This is a genomic window from Mucilaginibacter sp. 21P, assembly GCF_019331605.1.
In the GTDB taxonomy this organism is placed as follows: Bacteria; Bacteroidota; Bacteroidia; order Sphingobacteriales; family Sphingobacteriaceae; genus Mucilaginibacter; species Mucilaginibacter achroorhodeus.
The window spans coordinates 1,420,627-1,439,508 of sequence record NZ_CP063061.1; the positions used below are offsets into that span (position 1 = coordinate 1,420,627).

16 protein-coding genes are annotated in these 18,882 nt (G+C 43.9%); 12 read left to right on the forward strand and 4 right to left on the reverse strand.

The window, feature by feature from the left end:
- Positions 1–90 precede the first annotated feature (90 nt).
- Together porV and ispF are read left to right on the forward strand one after the other, a co-directional pair.
- Complete coding sequence (gene porV / locus INP83_RS06280; protein ID WP_219126733.1) at positions 91–1,275, forward strand: type IX secretion system outer membrane channel protein PorV; 1,185 nt, start codon at positions 91–93, stop codon at positions 1,273–1,275.
- The gene (gene ispF / locus INP83_RS06285; protein ID WP_219126734.1) at positions 1,276–1,758 is read left to right on the forward strand and encodes a 2-C-methyl-D-erythritol 2,4-cyclodiphosphate synthase; all 483 of its coding nucleotides are present in this window, start codon (positions 1,276–1,278) and stop codon (positions 1,756–1,758) included.
- Between the two features lie 15 nt (positions 1,759–1,773).
- On the opposite strand, the gene INP83_RS06290 is transcribed toward ispF, so the two are convergent.
- A complete protein-coding gene (locus INP83_RS06290; RefSeq protein WP_219126735.1) occupies positions 1,774–2,583 on the reverse strand; it encodes an esterase family protein in 810 nt (269 codons plus the stop codon).
- A gap of 133 nt (positions 2,584–2,716) precedes the next feature.
- Between INP83_RS06290 and INP83_RS06295 the strand changes: the two genes are divergently transcribed.
- The 8 genes from INP83_RS06295 to INP83_RS06330 all read left to right on the forward strand — a co-directional run bounded on the left by INP83_RS06295 (position 2,717) and on the right by INP83_RS06330 (position 13,260).
- Complete coding sequence (locus tag INP83_RS06295; RefSeq protein WP_219126736.1) at positions 2,717–3,424, forward strand: esterase family protein; 708 nt, start codon at positions 2,717–2,719, stop codon at positions 3,422–3,424.
- Positions 3,425–3,539: 115 nt separating this feature from the next.
- The gene (locus INP83_RS06300; protein ID WP_219126737.1) at positions 3,540–4,673 is read left to right on the forward strand and encodes a RimK family alpha-L-glutamate ligase; all 1,134 of its coding nucleotides are present in this window, start codon (positions 3,540–3,542) and stop codon (positions 4,671–4,673) included.
- Between the two features lie 157 nt (positions 4,674–4,830).
- Positions 4,831–5,928, forward strand: coding sequence for a carboxylate-amine ligase (locus tag INP83_RS06305; protein WP_219126738.1), 1,098 nt, complete (start codon positions 4,831–4,833; stop codon positions 5,926–5,928).
- 100 nt (positions 5,929–6,028) lie between these two features.
- Positions 6,029–6,874, forward strand: a complete 846-nt coding sequence (locus INP83_RS06310) for a type 1 glutamine amidotransferase (RefSeq protein ID WP_219126739.1) — start codon at positions 6,029–6,031, stop codon at positions 6,872–6,874.
- Positions 6,875–7,032: 158 nt separating this feature from the next.
- Positions 7,033–8,229 carry a hypothetical protein gene (locus tag INP83_RS06315; protein ID WP_219126740.1) on the forward strand — a complete coding sequence of 399 codons (1,197 nt, stop codon included), beginning with the start codon at positions 7,033–7,035 and terminating at the stop codon, positions 8,227–8,229.
- Positions 8,230–8,285: 56 nt separating this feature from the next.
- Complete coding sequence (locus tag INP83_RS06320) at positions 8,286–8,447, forward strand: FeoB-associated Cys-rich membrane protein (protein WP_219126741.1); 162 nt, start codon at positions 8,286–8,288, stop codon at positions 8,445–8,447.
- Between the two features lie 47 nt (positions 8,448–8,494).
- Positions 8,495–11,878, forward strand: coding sequence for a glycosyltransferase (locus INP83_RS06325; protein ID WP_146268992.1), 3,384 nt, complete (start codon positions 8,495–8,497; stop codon positions 11,876–11,878).
- Between the two features lie 80 nt (positions 11,879–11,958).
- Positions 11,959–13,260, forward strand: coding sequence for an esterase-like activity of phytase family protein (locus INP83_RS06330; protein WP_146268991.1), 1,302 nt, complete (start codon positions 11,959–11,961; stop codon positions 13,258–13,260).
- 109 nt (positions 13,261–13,369) lie between these two features.
- Here INP83_RS06330 and INP83_RS06335 read toward each other — a convergent pair whose 3' ends face one another.
- Positions 13,370–14,167, reverse strand: a complete 798-nt coding sequence (locus INP83_RS06335) for a lytic transglycosylase domain-containing protein (RefSeq protein WP_255563264.1) — start codon at positions 14,165–14,167, stop codon at positions 13,370–13,372.
- 233 nt (positions 14,168–14,400) lie between these two features.
- On the opposite strand from INP83_RS06335, the gene INP83_RS06340 reads away from it, so the two are divergent.
- Positions 14,401–15,804, forward strand: coding sequence for a pseudouridine synthase (locus tag INP83_RS06340; RefSeq protein WP_219126742.1), 1,404 nt, complete (start codon positions 14,401–14,403; stop codon positions 15,802–15,804).
- 157 nt (positions 15,805–15,961) lie between these two features.
- On the forward strand, positions 15,962–17,095 hold the full coding sequence (locus INP83_RS06345; RefSeq protein ID WP_219126743.1) for a lactonase family protein: 1,134 nt from the start codon (positions 15,962–15,964) through the stop codon (positions 17,093–17,095).
- A 74-nt stretch (positions 17,096–17,169) separates the two neighbouring features.
- Here the strand turns inward: INP83_RS06345 and INP83_RS06350 are convergent, their stop codons facing one another.
- Positions 17,170–17,658, reverse strand: a complete 489-nt coding sequence (locus tag INP83_RS06350; RefSeq protein ID WP_146268988.1) for a hypothetical protein — start codon at positions 17,656–17,658, stop codon at positions 17,170–17,172.
- Positions 17,659–17,723: 65 nt separating this feature from the next.
- Positions 17,724–18,860: an N-acetyl-alpha-D-glucosaminyl L-malate synthase BshA gene (bshA, locus tag INP83_RS06355; protein ID WP_219126744.1), complete on the reverse strand. Its 1,137-nt coding sequence runs from the start codon at positions 18,858–18,860 to the stop codon at positions 17,724–17,726.
- Between the last annotated feature and the right edge of the window lie 22 nt (positions 18,861–18,882).

The following is an 18,882-nucleotide window of genomic DNA, read 5'->3' on the forward strand; positions in this document are numbered from 1 at the left end:
TTTTTTGAAGCACTCGAGATGAGGCTATTGTCTTTCATAATTGCATGTTTAATTTATCGCTTATTTGTTTAATAACATTAAATTGCACCAATGAATTTTCTTAAGCCAAAGTGCATCTTGTTATATTTATTGTTAGGCATGCCTGCAATTGTTGCTGCACAAAGCTCAACCGGTGTAAATGGTAGCAACACCAATGCAATACCAACAGCCGTTCCTTTCCTTAATGTAACGCCCGACTCGCGCTCTGGTGCAATGGGTGATGCCGGTGTGGCATTGTCGCCGGATGCAAATGATAACTATTGGAACCCGGCTAAACTTGCTTTTTTAGAAGATAATCATAACGTATCCGTATCCTACAATCCCTGGCTACGCCATTTGGTGCCTGATGTAAGCCTTTCTTATTTAAGCTATGCCTATAAAATGGATGAGCGTAATACGATCGGGGCTTCTTTCAGATATTTCAACCTGGGATCGATACAACTGATAGACAAGAACCAGGTTGATATGGGTACTTACACGCCAAACGAGTTCTCTTTTGATGTTGCCTTTGCACGTAAGTTTGGTAATAATCTATCCTTAGGCTTGCAGGCAAGGTACATCTACTCAAATTTTAATAATGGCTCTTTTATAACAGGTAGCGGCCAGCCTAATAAGGCCGGTAATGCTTTTGCTGCCGGTGTGTCTGCTTATTACACAAAGCCCTATGGCGATAATAAGACCTTTTCTTTTGGTGGTAACATCTCAAACATTGGTACCAAGATCACTTATGCAGATAACGGTACCAGCTACTTTTTACCAACCAATTTAAAACTCGGTGTTGCAAATAGTTGGAAACTGGATAGCCTTAATAAGTTCACGGTAGCATTTGACGTGAATAAACTCCTGGTTCCTACGCCGCCTATTAGGGATGCGCAGGGCAACATTGTTAAGGGGCATGATGACAATGTATCTGTGCCGGCAGGTATATTTCAATCATTTGGAGATGCGCCGGGCGGGTTTAGCGAGGAATTAAGAGAAATTACATTGTCTCCTGCGGTTGAATACATGTACAACGATATGCTTGCCATACGTGCAGGTTATTTTTACGAGAATCCGCAAAAGGGTGGTCGCCATTATCTTACAACAGGTTTTGGGGTTAAGTACAAAGATTACCGTTTTGATTTTGCATACCTTATAGCGAGCCAGCAAAATAGTCCGCTTGCCAATACCCTGCGTTTTACATTATCAGCTAACTTTGGCGGCGTAAGCAATGCCGCTACAGCGGCAAAAAAATAAATGACTAAAATTAAAGTAGGCTTTGGCTTTGATGTACATCAGCTAAGGCAAAACCACCCATTTGTATTAGGTGGCGTAAACCTTGAATATACCAGTGGTGCATACGGCCACTCTGATGCAGATGTAATGCTGCATGCAATTTGTGATGCACTGTTAGGTGCAGCCAACCTGCGCGATATAGGTTATCATTTCTCCAACAAAGATGACCGTTGGAAAGGTATCAGCAGCCTTATCCTTTTACAGCACGTTGTTAAGCTGATTGGAGAAAAAGGCTGGAAGATAGGCAACATAGATGCTATGGTTTGCCTTGAAGCTCCTAAGATCAATCCTCACATCCCGGCTATGCAGGCCAATATTGCGCAAGCCGCAGGTATCGATGTTGAAGATATCTCCATTAAAGCAACTACCAACGAGCAGCTCGGTTTTATAGGCCGCGAGGAAGGTGTGGTTGCCTATGCCGTTTGTTTAATACAGAAAGATTAATTACCCTGTAACACTTTATTTCCCAAACGCCCAGCACAAAAACTTAGGCATGGCTTTGCCCCATGTTGCGGTGTCATGCGTGCCATTGTGCATCTCCAGGTACTGAATATCGTTGCGCTGTACACCTTTGGCTAAAAGCTCTTTGATGATGTCGATAGTATCGTCAATAGAATCGATGATACCGTTATTATTGCGGTCGGCGGTTTCATCTTTGGTGCCGGTTTGCAGCCAAAATTTCAGATCGGGTTTTGTTGCGGCATTTTTGATAACTGCATGCATAATGCGGTCGTCATTGGTGTAGCCCTTACCCAGGTCTTTGCCTCTCCACCAGAAAGAGCCGGAGAATGTTCCGACTTTTTCAAATACCTGCGGATTGTTCCAGGCAATGTCAAAGGCGGATAATCCACCTAAAGAAAATCCTGCGATCGCTGTACTTTCAAACTCATCCACACCCGTTTCCGCTTTAATAAATGGAATAAGCTCCTTTAAAATAAACTCCGTATAAAGCGCCGCTTTGCTGCCACGCTTTTTAAAGTCGGGGTTACCGGCTACGCCATATTCCTGCAGCCGCTCGTCATTAGCATGTATAGCTACAACCAGCACAGGCTTAATAGTATTACGGTCGTAAAGTTGCTCAAGTGTATCAATAAGCCCAAGTGCGTTCACTTCCTGGCCATCGTTAAGTAGTAACAAATTCAAAGGTTCGGTAATTGCATCTGCCTGTGGCTTAAGCAGGGTGCAGGTAATATCCCGGTCAAGTATCTTAGAAGTAACTATCAGTTCCTGTTCGTCAATCATTATCGCTGTCTCTGTACTGTAGTACATAGGTGTTTTTAAATTTAAGGGGACAAAAATAAGTTTTAAAGTTTACCAAAAGCTTAAAACAGAATTATTTGGCATAATGTTGACATTAACATCCAAACCCATTAACTTACCTTTTTAATTTAACCACCGGCAATTGAAGGAGCAATATCATCGCTGGCACTCGCCAAATTTAAACCTCGACGTTGAGATGCTGGTTTTTGGTGATCGTGGTTACCCGGTGATTTTGTTCCCGACTACGAAGGGCGCATATTATCAGAATAAAGACCACGGACTGATTGATAGTGTGCGATGGTTTATTGATGAAGGCCTGGTAAAGATCTACTGCCCCTCAACCTTTGATGACATTACCTGGTACGATAAAAGCATCCATCCCGCAGACCGCGCGCGACGATATGCCTGGTACGATAAAACGCTGCTTGAAGAGCTGGCACCATGGGCCATGAATGAAACGGGAGTAGGCAAGGTAGCCGTTGCCGGATGCAGTTTTGGTGGTTACCATGCTGCCAACTTTGCCTTTAAACATCCTGAGAAAGTAGGACACCTGTTGAGCATGGGTGGCGCTTTCGATATCAGAATGTTTACCGATGGTTATTATGATGACAACATATTTTATAATAATCCGGTAGATTACTTACCGGGCAGCGACAACTGGGCGCTTTGGCAAATGAACATCATCTTAGGTACATCAGACTGGGATATTTGCAAGGAATATAACCTTACGCTATCTCATATTTTAAATAACAAAAACATCAATCACTGGCTGGATATCCGGCCTGATGGCAAGCACGACTGGCCGATTTGGAAAGAGGTGTTCTCGCATTATTTAAGTACGATAAAGTAGAGATTGGAGATTAGTGACCAGAGATTAGGAACAATTTTTTTAGAATTTAGAGATCAGAGTTTAGAATTTATCCTTCATTAGGATTTAGATTTTAGGATTTACATATAAAACTACCATGAAAAAAATAGGCATTTTATTTGGGCAGGAAAATTCATTTCCACAGGCATTTGTTGATCGCATTAACGAAAAAGCAGAGAAAGGTATCAGCGCCGAGTTTGTGCGCATTGATAAAATGCTTCAGGGCGAGCCGCTGGGCTATTCGGTAATTGTTGACCGTATATCGCAGGATGTGCCTTTTTACCGTGCATCGCTTAAAAATGCAGCTATCACTGGTACGGCGGTTATTAATAACCCATTTTGGTGGAGTGCTGATGAGAAGTTCTTTAACAACGCCCTCGCTACTAAAATAGGCGTGCCGGTACCAAAAACAGTGTTACTGCCATCAAAAGATCATCCCGATAATACAACTGACAAATCATTCCGTAACCTGGCTTATCCGCTGGATTGGGAAGCAATGTTCAATTACGTTGGATTCCCGGCCTACATGAAACCCTTTGATGGTGGCGGCTGGCGCGATGTTTACAAGATTAGTGATGCCGAAGATCTTTGGACAAAATTTGCCGAAACCAAGCAGCTGGTAATGTTACTGCAGGAAGAGATCATTTTTGATGATTACTTCCGCTGCTACTGCATTGGTGGAAAGCACGTGCGAATCATGCAATACGAGCCGCGTAACCCGCACCACTTGCGTTACGAGCATGGGAAAGCACCGGCATCTAAAAAAATGCTGGAAACCATTACCGATTATGTTTTGCGCCTAAATCAATACTTAGGCTACGATTTTAACACCGTTGAGTTTGCCGTGCGTGACGGCATTCCGTATGCAATAGACTTCTGCAACCCCGCACCTGATGCCGAAGTGACCAGCGTGGGCCAGGAAAATTTTGATTGGGTAGTTGAAACCGCAGCAAGCTACGCCATAGAACGCGCCAAAAAGCAAAAAGACGACCGCGATAACCTTACCTGGGGCGAATACCTAAAAACCTCTGTTGCGGGTAAAGAATTGTACGTTGCAAAAAATATCAGTCTGCAAGCCAATCCTGTAACAGAAGGTCCAATAGATCATACAATAGCTCAAGAAGGCAAGGCGAAAAAGAAAGCGGCGCCTAAGAAGGCAGCGGCAGCGAAAGAAGAAAAGCCTAAAAAGGTTGCCGCCGAAAAAGCAGCACCTAAAAAAACGAAGAAGTAAGTCACCCCGACTATGCTTCGCTGGTCGACCCTCTCTGCTGCGAAAAGAGGGTGAAAATTAAATTCTCTCTTTCCGCTTGCGGAGAGAGGGAGGTCGAGCGGAGCGACGACCGGGTGAGTCAAAACGAGCTGATACAACCAATAACCCCTAACCAATTATGAATGAGTTCACCTTAGGTGTTGAAGAAGAATTTATGGTGATTGACCCTGTGACCAGGGAACTCACATCGCACGAACAGAAGATTGTTGATAGTGCGCAAAAGATACATGAAGACCAGGTGAAGGCCGAAATGCACCAGGCTGTGGTTGAGGTGGGCACACACATTTGTCGTAACACGCAGGAGGCTCGAGCGGAGGTAACCAAACTACGTGGCACCGTAGCCCAACTGGCTGGCGACCTGGGCCTGCGGATAGGTGCCGCGGGCACGCACCCATTTTCGCACTGGCAACATCAACTGATAACAGACCATCCGCGATATTTTGAGATAGTGGATGAGATGCAGGAAGCTGCACGCTCAAATCTTATCTTTGGGTTACATGTGCATGTGGGCATCCAATCGCGCGATATGGCCATACACATTGCCAACCAGGTGCGGTATTTTTTACCGCACGTATATGCGTTATCAACCAACTCGCCATTTTGGGAGGGTCGGAATACAGGATTCAAATCGTTCCGCACCAAAGTGTTTGATAAATTCCCAAGGACGGGAATACCCGATTACTTCGGCAGCATTGAAGAATACGACCGGTACATCAAATTGCTCGTAAAAACCAACTGTATTGATAACGCCAAAAAGATCTGGTGGGATATTCGCGTGCATCCATTCTTTGAGACCATTGAATTTCGCATTTGCGATTGCCCCATGTTGGTTGATGAAACCATCGCTTTTACAGCATTGTTCCAGGCTTTGTGTGCCAAGCTTTATAAACTTAGAGCGCAGAACATGAAGTTTATAAATTATTCCCGCGCGCTAATTAATGAAAATAAATGGCGTGCAGCACGTTACGGTATAGATGGTAAGATGATAGACTTTGGCAAGGAGATGGAAGTTAACACCCGTTCGCTGGTGTTAGAGTTGCTTGATTTTGTTGACGATGTAGTTGATGAGCTCGGTTCGCGTGATGACTTGGCCTACGTGCACAAAATATTAGAGCACGGCACCGGTGCCGATAGGCAACTGGCTGTTTACAACCAAAGTAATAACTTTGTAGATGTGGTTGACTATATCACATCACAAACGTTAAAAGGGATTTGAAGACTCACCTAAATCCTCTCCATAGGAGAGGACTTTAAAAAAAGATTTTAGAACCCTCTCCTTTGGAGGGGACAGGGTGAGGCCTAATTAAAAAAAGATTATGAACACTGACAAACCGGAAATTAAGGTAGCCATATTAGACTTATACGATGGCGTGGCAAATGAGGGGATGCGGGGTTTCCGGGAGATACTGGAGCGCTACAAAACGCAGCACAATTTAAATTTAAGCTACCAGGTTTTTGATGTACGCGGTAAGGCAGAAGTGCCGGATCTGGGTTTTGATGCTTATATTTCAAGCGGTGGTCCGGGCAGTCCGCTGGATAGCGAAGGCAGCGTTTGGGAACGCAATTATTTTAACCTGATTGATCAATTGGAAGATCATAACCTGGGCAACAGCGCCGATAAAAAGCATGTTTTCTTTGTTTGTCACTCTTTCCAGTTGATGTGCCGCAAGTATGGTTTGGGTGAGATCAATACCCGGCGGTCGTCGTCTTTTGGCGTGCTGCCTGTGCATATTGTTGGCAACGGGAATAATGAACACATATTTGATGGATTGAGCAATCCCTTTTACACGGTTGATTCGCGTAGCTGGCAAGTGATAAATCCAGATGAAAAGCGTTTTAAAGATTTAGATATGGAGCTGGTTGCACTTGAAAAGGAGCGCCCGTATGTTGACTTGCCCCGTGCTATGATGGCGATAAGGTTTAGCCCGTACTTTTTTGCAACACAATTTCATCCGGAGGCTGATGCGCACGGAATGAGCATGCTGTTACAGCGCGAAGATAAAAAAGCCGACGTGATAGAAGAGCACGGCGAAGCGAAATACAACGAGATGATAGAGCGCCTGGAAGACCCGGATAAGATAGTACACACACAGCACACTATCATTCCCAATTTTTTGAATGAGGCATTGCTGAAGTATGAGAAGTTGGAACCAAGAGTGTAAGACGGTGCATCAATATATCAAATGTCATTGCGAGGAGCGTCAGCGACGTTGCAATCTCATAGCGAGATTTAACATACATATCCTATGAGATTGCCACGCTATCGCTCGCAATGACATAGTTTGGCAGTTTGTACGTATTATTTAAAACATCATCAGCCATGAACCCATCTGTCAGAACCATATTTAACCAAAACTTCACTGAAGAAAAATATGCTGATTTTCTGGTCGACCTTAATGCAGGACTGGATAAGCCGGTAGAGTTTCGCGTGGCAGAAACGCCCGTTTTCCTAACAGACGATTTTAGGGATAAACTGGTACAGGCAGGACAGGAGATAATAGATGTTGTAACCGCACCGGGCTTCAAGGAACTGAGTGAGCGTGCCATACCCGATAAATGGCGCGTTGCCAACGAGAATGACCATCCCCACTTTATCGCGCTGGATTTTGGGGTTTGTAAAGATGAGGCAGGCAACATCGTTCCTAAGCTGATAGAGATGCAGGGCTTCCCGTCGTTGTATGGCTTTCAGTTGCACCTGGCCGAAACTTATCGTCATACCTTTAATGTGCCTGGTAATCAAACCATTTTTTTTAACCAGCTAAGTAAAAGCAGTTACATAGATCTGCTTAAGGAAACCATCTTAGGCCCATACCAGCCTGATGAAGTGGTACTGATGGATGTAAACGCGCCCGAACAAAAAACCGCTGTTGATTTCTATCTTACAGAACGATACATTGGTACCCCGATAATTTCACTTACTGATCTGATACAGGAAGGCGATCGGCTTTTTTACAATAATGCTAATGGTGAAAAAAAACGGATAACGCGGATCTATAACCGCCTGATATTTGACGAAATAGAAAGTGATCAGAACATATTTGATAAAGTAGTTGATATACGCCAACCGCTTGATGTGGAATGGATAACGCATCCAAACTGGTTTTATCGCATCAGTAAATACACCATGCCATTCCTAAAAGGGAATTATGTGCCGCAAACACAGTTTGTAAATAAGCTGGCCACCATTCCTGATGATTTGCATAATTATGTGCTTAAGCCGCTGTTTAGTTTTGCTGGGCAGGGTGTTATCATTGATGTAATGGATGATGATATAGAAAAACTGCCTGACCCTGAGAACTGGATACTGCAGCAAAAAGTTGATTATGTGCCCGTTGTCGAATCGCCGGATGGTGGCGTTAAGGTGGAGATAAGATTGCTGTATCTTTGGCCCGATGGGTATAATAAACCTACCCTTGCGATAAACCTGGCAAGGTTAAGCAGGGGTAAAATGATTGGCGTACGCTACAATAAGGATTTCGACTGGGTGGGCGGCACGGTGGCTTTTATGCATAAATAGCTTTTTATACTTTTTTGCCGTGCATAACGTATATATTTAATACTTAATTTTGTAGCATGAATATTCAGGTTGTTATCATAGCCATATTATTTATTGTAGCTATTGCTTACGTTGGCCGCATTGTTTATAATAGCTTATTTGCAAAAAAAAGCTGTGGCGGTAATTGTAAGTGCGATGTCGATTTTTCTGGTATAGAGCCGGGCAAACAATCAAAATAATACACACAACATAACCACCTCATCAACTTAAACTTCAAGATCCATTAATGTCCTCAAACAACAGGCAGATATTTCAGGCCGATAACCCCGGAAGGTGGAACCGTTTTAAATGGCTTAGTCGTGTATTACTTATCGTTTTTGTAGTCGGCGTTGTTGCTGCCGTTATTACGGTAACATCAAAAGAATACCCTGCATTGCCGGTTTTGGATCCTACACCAAAACGGATAGCCAAAGAAGACCTTAATGCTTTCAAAAAATCTAAAAGATACCGCGATTTTACAATCGAAAAGGCGGAGATAGAGCAACTGGCACGCGCGCGCCGTCTGCACCAGCTCAAGCACCCAAACAACGCTAGGCGTATTAACGCAGCTTTTTATAAAGCATGGGAATCACAGGCTTACACATCCCTGGTAGAGAGTATGCCTCACCTGGATATGATCATATCTGAGGGTTTTTCTTTTTCGCGCAATGCTGATACGCTCACTACTGCCATTGATACCGGTTTGATCAACGTAAACAAGCGCTTTAAAAAGCAGGTACTTGTTACCTTATCCAACTACGTAAACATTGATAATAAAACCGGCGAATTTGATACCAAGGATGTACAGCGCATCTTTAAAAGCAAAAAGTTGCGTACCGCTTTCATCAACAGTATGGTGGGGGTGTTAAAGCATTACAACTTTAATGGTGTTAACGTTGAGATTGAAGATATTAAAAACCGTAACAGCAAAGAGTATATTGCCTTTCAGAATGATCTTTACCGGATATTTAAAGCCAATGACCTGCTGGTAACACAAAACGTTGCTCCTGATGATGAAGAGTACGACCTTAAGCGCCTGCAGCATGTAAACGATTATTTGTTTGTGATGGCCATAGATGAACACAACGACGGCACCAACTCCGGCGACGTGGCTCACCAGCACTGGGTAGAGGAGATTTTGGATCATGTTTGTTCTCTTATACCGAGCGAAAAAGTGATCTTAACGCTTGCCAGCGGCGGGTACGATTGGCCCGAGGGTAGCGTTGGGCAATCCATAGGTTATCAGCAGGCAATAGGTACTGCACAGCAGAAAAATAAAAAGATAATTTTCGATTCCAACTCGGCCAATTCACACTACACTTATTTAGGTAATGATGGTCTCGACCACACCGTTTACTTTGCCGATGCAGCTACCAACTTCAATGTTATGCGCATGGCTGACGATTGGGCAACGGGTGGCGTGGCCCTTTGGCGCTTAGGTGGTGAAGACCCGCGCTTGTGGACCTTCTTCCGCAAAAACCTTTCGATAGACTCGTTAAAGAAAACCGGCGTCGAGATAAAAAGGCTAACAACCGTAGGTTTAAATAATAACATCAGTTACGCTGGTGATGGCGAGGTGCTGGACCTGATAACTGTACCTAACAAAGGAGAGATCGATATTTCGATGGATCCGAAAAATTTTATCATTACCAGTCAGTACTATAAAACTATACCCACCAAATACGTTATCCGCAAGTATGGTTACAAGCCGGGTAAAATTGTTCTAACTTTTGATGATGGTCCCGATCCTGATTATACGCCACGGATATTAGATATTCTGAAGCGTGAGAAAGTTCCCGGATCTTTCTTCGTGGTGGGGTCAATGGTAGAGAAAAATATACCTCTGCTCAAACGTATTTATGATGAAGGATATGAAATTGGTAATCACACGTTCTTTCACCCTGATATTTCTACCATAAGCCTTGAGCGGGTTAATCTGGAGCTTAACTCCACCCGTAAGTTGATCGAATCGGTAACCGGGCATAGCACCATACTTTTCCGCCCGCCGTTTAATGCCGATGCCGAGCCGCAAACGCTTGCAGAGGTTATCCCGGTGGCCGAGAGCCGCAGACAAAGCTATATTACCATAGGGGAGTCTATCGACCCATGGGATTGGCAGCCTGGCGTTACAGCTGATAGCATCATCGCCCGTACCATTCGCCAGAAAGACAATGGCAGTATGATTCTGTTGCACGATGCGGGTGGTGATACGCGCGAAGAAACGGTGAAGGCTCTCCCGGCCATCATCCATTTCTTTAAAAAGAACGGCTACGAGTTTACCACCATTGCTGATATCCTAAATAAAAAGAAGATCGAACTGATGCCGGTAGCTACCGATGAGCAGAATTTCTGGGGGCATTACTACGATATTGTTGTGGTAGGGTTCTTCCTGGGTAATAAGTTCTTCTTCTACGTGTTCTTGTTTGCGATATTCCTGGCAATGGGTCGTATTATCCTTATAGGTATACTGGCAACAAGGCAGTTTAATGATAACAAGAAGATACAATACACGGCGCATGAATTGCCGCCGATAAGTATTATTGTGCCGGCTTATAATGAGGAAGTAACGGCAACGAAAACCATCGAAAGTTTGCTAAAGACCGAATACCCGGTATTCAACATCATTTTTGTCGATGATGGTTCAAAAGATAGTACCTACAAAGTGGTAAGCGAAGCTTATGCAAATCACCCTAAGGTAACGGTGCTCACCAAGCCTAACGGGGGCAAAGCTTCTGCTTTAAACTTCGGTATAAGCCATGCAACCAACGATTATGTGATCTGTATCGATGCTGACACCCAGCTCAAAAATGATGCTATTTACCACATGATGACCTATTTTACTGACGAGCAGATAGGGGCAGTGGCAGGTACGGTGAAGGTGGGTAACGAAACCAATATGATCACCAAGTGGCAGTCGTTAGAGTATATAACCGCTCAAAACATGGACCGCCGGGCGTTTGACATCATTAATAGTATTACGGTTGTGCCTGGCGCTATTGGTGCTTTCCGCAAGTCGGCTATATTCAGGGCTGGCGGTTTTACTTATGATACGCTTGCGGAGGATTGTGATCTTACCATGCGTATCCTTAAAGAAGGCTACGTAGTGAAAAACTGTGCCGAAGCGATAGCCTACACCGAAGCACCTGAAACATTAAATGCACTGCTTAAACAACGTTTCCGCTGGAGCTTTGGCGTTATCCAGAGTTTCTGGAAAAACCGGGATGCTTTATTCAATAGCAAGTTCAATTACTTTGGTATGGTTGGGATGCCTAACATCCTGATCTTCCAGATCATCTTGCCGCTATTTTCACCACTGGCCGATCTCATCATGATATTAGGTTTATTCGGTAGCCACCCTGAAAAAATGCTGGTATTTTATGTAGCATTCCTGCTGGTCGATTTTATAGTGGGTGCAATCGCTTTCCGTATGGAAAAGGAACCGTACGGTAAATTGGTATATCTGATACCGCAGCGCTTTATATGGAGGCAACTGATGTATTACATCTTATTCAAATCTATCCGCAAAGCTTTAAAAGGGGAGTTGAACACATGGGGTGTATTAAAACGTACCGGTAATGTGAAAGTGAAAAAGGCAGGGCTCGTAGGCGGCGGAGACGAGCCACCGGTTTAATATACATTAACGTTGATAATGGCTTAACGCAAGATTAATAATGCTGAAGTTCTTTTGCGGACAATTTAACTACTCCTCAAATGAACAAAAATTTACTAACTATTCTTGCTGTTGCTGCCCTTAGCTTTAGTGCTTGTAAGAAAGACCGTGTTGCAATTGATCCGGTTACCACGGTAAGCTATCCTGATATGGCAGAGGCATCAGATCCTGCTGTGCTTTTTACTACTGCTGCCGGTGTAAAAGTTTACAACGGTGGTTTTGGTTCTGCTTTGGCTGCTGATCCTAACGACCCAACCGTATTTTACCTAATGACAGACCGTGGCCCAAATGTGGCCGGTACTGCTGCAAACTCTATAATATTAGGCAAAGCTGATTTTACCCCGGCAATTGGAAAATTCCGTTTAAAGGATGGTAAACTCGTTTTAGAGCAAACCATTGCCTTTAAAAATGCTGCCGGCGCCAACCTTAATGGTTTGCCTAACCCAACAGGGCAGGGTGCAACTGGTGAGGTACCTTACGATCTTAACGGTAATGTTTTACAAACCAGTGCCGATGGTATCGACTCTGAAGGCCTTGTGCGTGCCGCAGACGGCTCTTTTTGGGTGAGCGACGAATACGGCCCGCACATTGTCCATTTTGATGCTACAGGCAAAACTATAGAGCGTATTAATCCATTTGGCACCGGCACCGGCGGAAGGAAGATCCCCTTGGTGTTTGCAAAGCGTCGTGCTAACCGCGGTATGGAAGGCCTGGCTATCACACCTGATGGAAAAACACTGGTAGGTTTAATGCAATCGCCAATGTACAACCCATCAAAAGCAGCAATCGGCAACTCTGTTGTGTTGCGTATTCTTACTTATGAAATTGCAACCGGCAAAACCAAACAGTACGCTTACCTAATGGATGATCCATCGCTCACCGGCTGTAGCGAGATCACGGCCGTTAACGCAACCACGTTCCTTACTATCGAGCGCGATGGCTTATATGGTGGTGCTGCAACTAATCCGGCAAAATTTAAAAAGATCTTTAAGATCGATATCAGCAATGCCACGGATATATCAGACCCTGATAACGGAGCCAATGGAAAACTTTACGGTGGTAAAACGGTAGAAGAACTGGGTACCACAGCTGGTCTGCAAGGTGCAGGCATCACCCCAGTTACAAAAACATTGGTTTTAGATCTTTTAAAAGACCTGCCAACTGTTTACCCGCATGATAAGGCCGAAGGTATCACGCTGCTTCCGGGAAACATCCTGGCTATATCAAATGATGACGATTTTGGTGTGGTGGATAATGGCTCAAATACCTTTGCCCAAAAGCTATTGCCGTTAACAGGCAAGGTAGACCATAACAGCATTTATTTTGTAAAAATCAAGCTGTAATAAAAAGGCCTAATTAAATTCTTATAAACGCTATGGCGTATAAAACAAAGGCCCCCGCCAACTGGCAGGGGCCTTTTCATTTTTTGTGCTCCGTAATTTATACAATTACTTAATTGTAAGCTACCAAAAAAGATGGCAGCTGATGTAGATGATTATAGCTGTAAAAGTTCTTATAACCGTATTTTTCAGGGTTCGTGATGATCTCCTTCATGGCTATAAGTTTGTAAACGTAAGAACCGGTTTCGCGGTTAAGGCTCATGCGGAAATAATTATCCTCATTTTGCTTGTTAATGGCGCGTTCCAGTTTAATAGAACCATTGTTGTAAGCGGCTGCAGCAAGCGTCCAGCTGTTAAACTCCTGATAAAGCTCTTTGATATACTTACAAGCTGCTATGGTTGATTTGCGCAGGTTAAGGCGCTCATCAACCCGGCGGTTAACCCTTAAGCCATAGGTGCGGGCGGTACCGGGCATAAATTGCCATACCCCACGTGCACCCTTTGGCGACGTACCTCCACGTAAGCCTGATTCAACTAAAGGCACATATTTAAAATCTTCGGGTATGCCGTAAGCTCTTAAGATTGGCTCGATAATTGGAAACATTTTATCGGCTTTAGCATGTAACACGTTTGACTGTACAGTTTTATACCTGTGTTTTGCTATCGATTTCTTTAATTTAAAATCTACTTTTTTGTCGTCAAGCGGTAGCGCTTCGTCAGCAAAATTGTAAGCCGCTTCTTCTGCTTCAGCGGGCTTGCTGAAAAGGAGATTTGCAGGTACTAAAACAATGTGTTTTGCTGCCGGCATAACCGGTGTTGTACTGAAAATGTTGAGTGCGGAAATGATAACCATCACTACGATTACGGAGCACGTAATTAAGTGTTTTTTAGTCATTTCTTTTCTATCCATTAATTAAACATTTTGGTAAGATGTGCGGCAAAGGTACGTTATATGAGGCAGACTGTCAAACAGTTAGTAGGTACTTAGTGTTTTGAGAATTTAAAAAAGGGTACAAAATCGGCGTTTAAAGTGGTTTAAACGCCGATTTTTAAATAGCTAAAAAAAATTAAATTAGCGGGTTAAAATCCCGGAAATTTCGTACTTTTGACCCTTCACGCTGCGAAAGCGCAAAACAAAAATATATGGTATTTAAAAGACCAACCGGTAATCGCGACGATAAGCCAAACAGAAATTCAGGCAGCCAACGTGGCGGTGCCGAAAGCACAAAAAGAACGTCTTCTTCCGCTCCTTACGGAAGCCGTGACGCGGATAATAAACCGTACGGTAACAGAAGGCAAAACACAACAAATCCAAAACCATTTTCCCGCAAGGCAGAGTTCGGCGATAAAGAACCGGGCAAGCGTTTTGATGCGTCATCAGCTGGCGACAGAAAACCATATGCCGGGAAAGGCAAGCCATATACAGGCCGCCCCGAAGGAGGCGACCGCCCATACAATGCACGCCCTACCGAGGGTGACCGCCCAAAGCGCAATAACTATGGCGAACAAGCAGGCGGTAAAAAAGCATTTGGTAAAGGCAAACCATACGCAGGCAGGGCTGAGAACAGCGACCGCCCTTATGGAACTCGCTCAACCGAAAAAAGTGACCGCCCTTATGGCGCACGCCAGACAGAAGGGACAGATCACCCTAAAAAATCATTTGGCGAAAGCCGTGGCACTGGTTATACCAACAGCACGGGTAAAAAAGATTTCAAAAGCACAACATCAGGTTACAGAAAACGCGAAGGCAGCGAATTTGAAAGTGGCAACGAAGGTTCTTCAAGAACTATGCGCAGCCGCAAGAATGCACCTGCTGCAAAGGCTAAAGACGATGGCCTGATAAGGCTGAACCGTTATATCGCAAATGCCGGCATATGCAGCCGCCGTAAAGCGGATGAGCTGATACAGGCAGGCGTGGTATCTGTAAATGGCGAGGTAGTATCTGAACTGGGTTACAAAGTTGATCCGAATAAAGACCTTGTACGTTACAACGGTGAGCCGCTTAAACGCGAGCGCATGGTTTACGTATTGCTAAACAAGCCAAAAGATTATATCACCACTACTGATGATCCGCAGGAGCGCCGTACGGTTATGCACCTGGTAGAGAAAGCCAGCCGTGAACGTATTTACCCCGTTGGCCGCTTAGACCGCAATACAACCGGTTTGCTGCTAATGACCAATGATGGTGATTTAGCGGATAAGTTATCGCACCCACGCAATAACATTGTTAAACTATACAATGTAGAGTTGAATAAAAGCCTGACCCAGGGCGACCTTAACAAAATAGGTTTTGGTTTAGAACTGGAGGATGGTTTCATTAAACCGGATAGCGTATCTTATGTAACCGGTGGAACTAAGAAAGAAGTAGGTATCCAGATCCATAGCGGTAAAAACCGTATTGTACGCAGGATATTTGAATCATTAGGGTATGAGGTTGTAAAGCTTGACCGTTCGGTTTATGCAAACTTGAATAAGAAGGACCTTCCTCGCGGCCGTTGGAGATATCTTGATGAGAAAGAGATCATCCAGTTAAAACACCTGGTATAATACAATAATAGTGAAGGGCGCCTGATAAGGCGCCTTTTGTATTTAAACTTAACGGTGTGCGGCGGAGTCATACCATCATCAGGCGAAATGTAAAATTTTGTAAAGCTGTTATAAAATCAGGATTTTACTACCTTGCATTCATAAACCAGATTTCTTGATGAAAAAGATTTTATTTTGCGCTTTGGCAATGTTCCCTGGGCTGGTTTTTGCTCAGAAGAAACACATGGGACCAAAATCATACGACCTTGTGGTAGGTACTTACACCAGCGGCACCAGCAAGGGTATATCGGTATATCGTTTTTACCCGGAAAGCGGCAGGTTGGCTTACTTAAACCAAATTGAAGGTGTAAGCAACCCGTCGTACTTAGCGGTATCAAACAACAACAAATTTATTTACGCCGTTAACGAGAATGACCAGGGTGAGGTAAGCGCATTTCATTTCGATGGTAAAACCGGCAAAATGGATTTCATTAACAAGCAATCTACCCTTGGTGGTGCGCCGTGTTATGTATCTGTTGACAAAGGGCAAAAGAACCTTTTGGTTGCAAATTATTCAGGCGGCAACATCGCTGTGCTGCCATTGAATGAGGATGGCTCTATTGCCCCGGCTGCGTTAACCATTGCTGGCGATAGCAGGAAACTGGGTCCTAACAAAGAGCGCCAGGAAAAATCACACGTACACACAGCAGTATTATCACCCGACGAGAAACAGGTTTTATATACAGATTTAGGTGCCGACCAGATCCACATAGCTAAATATAAAGCAGCTAAGAAAGATCAAATTTCACAAGGCACGGTTATTTCAGTTAAGCCGGGCGATGGCCCAAGGCACATAGCTTTTTCTAACGATAAGAAGTTTATGTACCTGATTACGGAGATGGGTAGTTCGGTTGTGGTGTTCGACTATAATAACGGCAAACCTAAGCAACGCCAGGAAATATCTTTATTGCCTGATAACCCTAAAGGACAAACCGGTGCTGCAGACATTCACTTATCGCCAGATGGTAAGTTCTTGTACGCATCAAATCGCGGAGATTATAACGATATATCTGTTTTCTCGGTTAACCCGGAAAACGGCGAACTAGCATTCGTTCAACGTACGCCATCAGGTGGTAAAGGCCCGCGTAATTTTATTATTGATCCTTCAGGTAAGTTTTTGCTTGTAGCACATCAGTATACCAATGACATTGTGGTATTCAAGATAGACCAGGAAACCGGCAAATTAATACAAGCAGTTAACCGTGTTGAAATTGGTAACCCGGTTTGTTTGAAATTTGCTGCCGTTGAATAACTCAGCAACCCCATAAAAAAGAGAAAGCCCGAAGCATTATGCCCCGGGCTTTCTCTTTTATGTTAAATGCAGGATTATTGCTTTGTAAAGGTATAAACTACATAGCCTGTACCGTTACCTACGGCAACAGGTGATAACAGGCTCATGTTTGTGCTGGTGATCTGGCCGATATTAAGGCGGTAACCTTCTGCAACGTTTTTAGCTTTATCGCCTTCAAACAATTTTTTGAATTGGAATTGTGTGCCACCGTTACCATTGAAAACAGACCAGAAAATAGTTTGCGACTGGCCATTGGTAAGCGAGTACATGCCATTACCGCTGTTTGTTAACTTCCAGGTGCTGCCTATGAAAGCTGCGGGTGGTGCTTGGTCAAATACATTTTGTACTGCATTTGGTAAAAGGCCTTGGTAGCTTACATCGTTACAAACCCAGGTACCTACAAATTTACCGCGTGATACATTACCAGACGACATGCCCGATTGTGTGTTTTGAGTAGATGAGCAGGCTGAAATAACAAAGGTTAGGGCTAAGACTGCAATTGCTGTTTGGAATATCTTTTTCATGGTTGATTTGGTTATAATTTTTTGTTGTGTGTGTTTTTGCTAATAACACAAATCAAGCCAAAAGGTTACTGGTGTTTGCTGTTTTCTATTACTTCTTCGTAATAGCGCTCATACAGCGGCATTATATTACTTAGTTGCAATTGTTTAGCTCGTTCAAGCGCATTTTCCTTAAACTGCTGTAAGCGTTCATCATCTTCCAATATATATATTGCTTTCTCGGCCATTCCCTCAACGTCGCCAACATCTAACAGGAAACCGGTAACACCTTCTATATTTAGCTCAGGAAGGCCACCCGCATTACTGCTGATGACCGGTACTTTACAGGCCATGGCCTCAAGAGCCGCCAAGCCAAAACTTTCTGATACAGACGGCATCAGGAAAAGATCGGCAACAGATAATATCTCTTCAACTGCATCCTGTTTACCCAGAAAACGCACATGCTCGCTTATGCCCAAAGAGCGACTTAATTTTTCACAAGATGAACGCTCACCGCCATCGCCAACCATTAATAACTTGGCCGGTATGGTTTTAATAACACGGGCAAACATCTCAATCACATCTTCCGTACGTTTAACCTTGCGAAAGTTGGATGTGTGTACCATTATCTTTTCGCCGTTAGGTGCGATCGCTTTTTTAAAGTGATCCTTAGGCTTAAGGCTAAAGCGCTGCATATCGATAAAGTTAGGTATCACACGTATATCTTTCTCTATCTTAAAATATTTGTAGGTATCGGCTTTTAAATGTTCAGACACTGCTGTTACACCATCAGATTTATTGATGGAAAATGTGACTACGGGCTTTAGCGTGTTATCCTGGCCCACCAAAGTAATATCGGTACCATGCAAGGTGGTTATAACCGGTATGCTAATGCCATAGGTAGCTAATATTTGTTTGGCCATAAACGCCGCCGAAGCATGCGGTATAGCGTAATGTACGTGCAGCACATCCAGTTTTTCAAAACGTACTACATCAACAAGGCGACTTGCAAGTGCAAGTTCATAAGGCGGATAATCAAACAGCGGATATTGTGCAACCGAAACCTCGTGGTAAAAAAGATTTTCAGAAAAGAAATCTAACCTGGCAGGCTGGTTATAAGTAACGAAATGGATCTGGTGGCCGCGGTCGGCGAGGGCTTTGCCCAACTCGGTTGCTACAACGCCGCTACCACCAAAGGTAGGATAACAAACTATTCCTATTTTCATTGAAATTGAAAGATTTAAGCCC